Genomic DNA, 3430 nt, shown 5'->3' on the forward strand with positions numbered 1-3430 from the left:
TTAGTTTTTATAATGATACTTGTTTTCGCTTACTATCTTATCATCTTTGTCCGTTACAAATTCCAATCGGTTAAAAGGATCATAATGATATCGTACAAAATTCCCTTTAGGATCAGTCATAGTACTTACACCTATAAGTGGTTTGTGTGTATAGGTGGTTATCATCGCATTGGGTAAAACGGTTCTCAAATTATTCAAAGCCGTTATCAAGCTCGCTTCATCTGTTCCATTAGAAAGAGTTTGCAAATTAACTTCATATGATTGCACTTGGGCATAGGTGGCATTTTCTATTTTGGCAATAGGCAACGTTTTGTTATAGCCCCAAATGTAAGTGATAGGTTGTCCGCCTTCTTGCTGCACTTCTAGTGGATTACCTGTGGTGTTGTCTAGTGCATTGTATTTTATTCTAACTTCTGCTGTTGCAGCTCCTTTGGCTGTTTTKATTACCTCAGGTGCTATTATACCATTGCCCCAGTCTCTATATTGGGTTTCTTGAGAAGAAAGGGCAACTCCATTTCTTTTTACTTCTGTTTTTAATGGAATAGCAATCATATTTTTGTCAATTAATRCTTGATTACTTTGTTCATGGGCATAAGAATATTTGGTTTCTAACGTTTCTTCAGGTGAACTGGTTATTATAGTTTGTGTTGTTTGTTGAAGATGATTAGGGCTATTATGTGAATTAATAATCGTATTTTCAACTTGGCCAACTAAATTGTTTGAAATGTCATAAAAATAGTCTGTTGATGTTTTATTTTTTAAATAATATCGGTAAGATATGTTCTTGTATTCAACAATGTCAATATTGTCTAATCTATTGTAATAAGTAATCAAATCCCCTACGTTTCTGCCATAACAAGAGTGGTTTATGTATGAAGTTACATTGTTTGCTCCTGGAACAACACAATTCCAAGTACCTACATAATGAATGTGTTGATGATTTGTTGTACAGGTTTTTATAGGGTATCTTGTTGTAACATCAGTCGAATTACACGTGTATACAGCTGGGCCTTCTAGGATTTCATCATATTTTTTTCGAGTAGCAAAGTTGATTAATTCAACAGTCTTAGTCTCGTCAAGAAAATAGTTGTTGGATTGTTTTTTTAATAGATAAAAATTACTTCCTTTTTTGGTATAACTTTTCGATTCAATTTCAAAGCCATTATTCCATCCAAAATTAGTAAATGGAGCTCCAGAAATATCATCACTATTGTATATCGTTTTCCCAAAATAGTCTTTATTAACCATAAATTGTTTTTCTTCTGCTCCGTTTTCAAAATTATTGCCTCCATAACTGATGGTTACATAAGGATAATAGATGTTATTTCCATTAACATACATATTTCTTAACGAACTAGAAGTAACAACTAAATCTGAGAATTCATGATAGCCTACTAAACTACCAGAGCCATCAAAACCAATTATTGGCTCTCTCCATGTCCTAATGTCCGTATAGTGTTGCTTTAAACCATTAACTCCAGAAGATTTGTATAACTCATTTAGTTTTGAATAATAATATCTTTTTATTATCGGTTTATTATTATCATCATCAATGGTCACACTGACTCTATTACCGCCAGTAGGGATGTTCTGGTAGCTAGTAGTGTAATTGTCTTTATAATATTGAATCGATGTATAGCCTCTTGTACAAGTACCACTATTTGTTAAAGTAATAATATAATTTTTTTCTTTTTCAGCTATAAAATAAGCGTCTCCGTTATTTAAGTCAGCTGAGAGACCGTTGGGTATTTCCATTCCAAACTGGTCATATTTGAATAATCTTACAGCTTCATTGTCTTCTACGCAATGAACACTTGTTATTGTTTTGTGCTTATTAGATCCTAAATTTAAATCAGGTTGGCAATTGTAGAATTCGGAACCACCTATTAATTTTACTTTTTGAATGAAATGAGAATATATTTGTGTGTCTACTTTTTTGTTTCGCTGACCTTCATAACTATCTATGGTTTGGTAATAATTAAAGAGGTTAGAAGGATATGTTCTTTTTTCTCCAAAATAATTATTTTGTTCATAGTGAATCGAAGTACTTCCTTTAGTTGGGTAAATTATTTTATTAAGAAGACCTATTTTTGAAAAAGTTGAGTTTAATTCTAAATTTGCGTGGCTGTAATTCACATTCTGTAAACCATATCCATCAATCTTTGGAATTAAATTAGTATTGCTTGTAACTCCATTATAATAACCCCAATAATCTCTTGCAAATGATAGTCTTGAGGGGAATAAATGGGGTTGTATGTATTCAAAACTATATTTTTGATTTGGGTCATTTGAGATGACTTCTTGAAGAAAAAGACGTTCTGTATTAGTTCCTAGGTAATTAAGGTTTACTTTGTTAATAATCTCAGCACTTTTGTTTTCTCTGCGTATTTCCTTTAGTACGGTATTCGGATCACTTACATTATATAATTCATTATTGTAAGTAAAAATCAATTTACCGTCATTAGGGTTATTACTCTGAATACTTTCAATTTTTTTACCAATAATTGTAATGCTATGTGAATTTAAAGGTGATATAGTAATACCTTTTGAATAAGATTTTCCTACTGAATATTGATAGCTAGGATAAGATTTTGACAATTGTTGACTTTGTGATGAAATATAATCGTCTGTTTGGCTAGTATAATTAATGTAAATTTCTAAACCATCTGTTGTTTTTATTTTGTTTAAATACCAAGCAGTATAGTTGCTTTCTGGAGGGTTATGATACCCTGGTGTATTTGTTCTTGTTCTTGTTCTTTCTTTTTCTTCAAAATAGTATATAATACCTTGTAAATCTGTAATTTTAAAATTATACAATTCGCTAGCAAGTGCACCAGAATAAACTTCAATTTTAAGATCCGATTGAGGCAAATGAACAATTGATCCGTCTTTGTCGAACACAAATTGTCCTGAATTTCCATTAAAGTTGTAGCTGAATAAATCTCTTTCAGAATCCATATATTCATTCTCTCCAACAGTTTTTAAATATTGCATTAATGTTGGTTCCTGATAATTGTTATTTGATGCTTTTTGAATTATTAGTTGAGAATCTTCATCTGGCTGGTCTCTTATAACTCTATTTATAACACCACCACCAATTAAGTTCCAACCTAATCCTACTTTTGAATTAACATCATCAATCTTTATTCCATTAGAACTGTAAGATAGACTAAAGGGAATAGTAATACTTTTTGTTTTAAATTCTAGTAAGGGTATTTGTACATTGGGAGATCCTGTAAATAATCCTACTGGAATATTTCCGTAGTTTCCCAATGCATAAGCTTCAGGAGATGGAGGAATTATATTTGGCAGATAATCTTGTGGGTTAGGATCGTTTTGCCCAAACCCTAAAGCACTTATCAATACAATAGTTAGCAGTTTTRTTATTCTCATGGTGTATCGTTTTGTTTTCAATTCTTTATTTTTTAAT

Annotated in this window: 1 protein-coding gene; it reads right to left on the bottom strand. The window is 31.3% G+C overall.

The window, feature by feature from the left end:
* Positions 1–3393 carry a hypothetical protein gene (locus tag SY27_RS17980; protein ID WP_045973025.1) on the bottom strand — a complete coding sequence of 1131 codons (3393 nt, stop codon included), beginning with the start codon at positions 3391–3393 and terminating at the stop codon, positions 1–3.
* Positions 3394–3430: the final 37 nt, after the last annotated feature.

The sequence above is a fragment of the Flavobacterium sp. 316 genome (genome assembly GCF_000967805.1).
Lineage (GTDB): Bacteria > Bacteroidota > Bacteroidia > Flavobacteriales > Flavobacteriaceae > Flavobacterium > Flavobacterium sediminilitoris.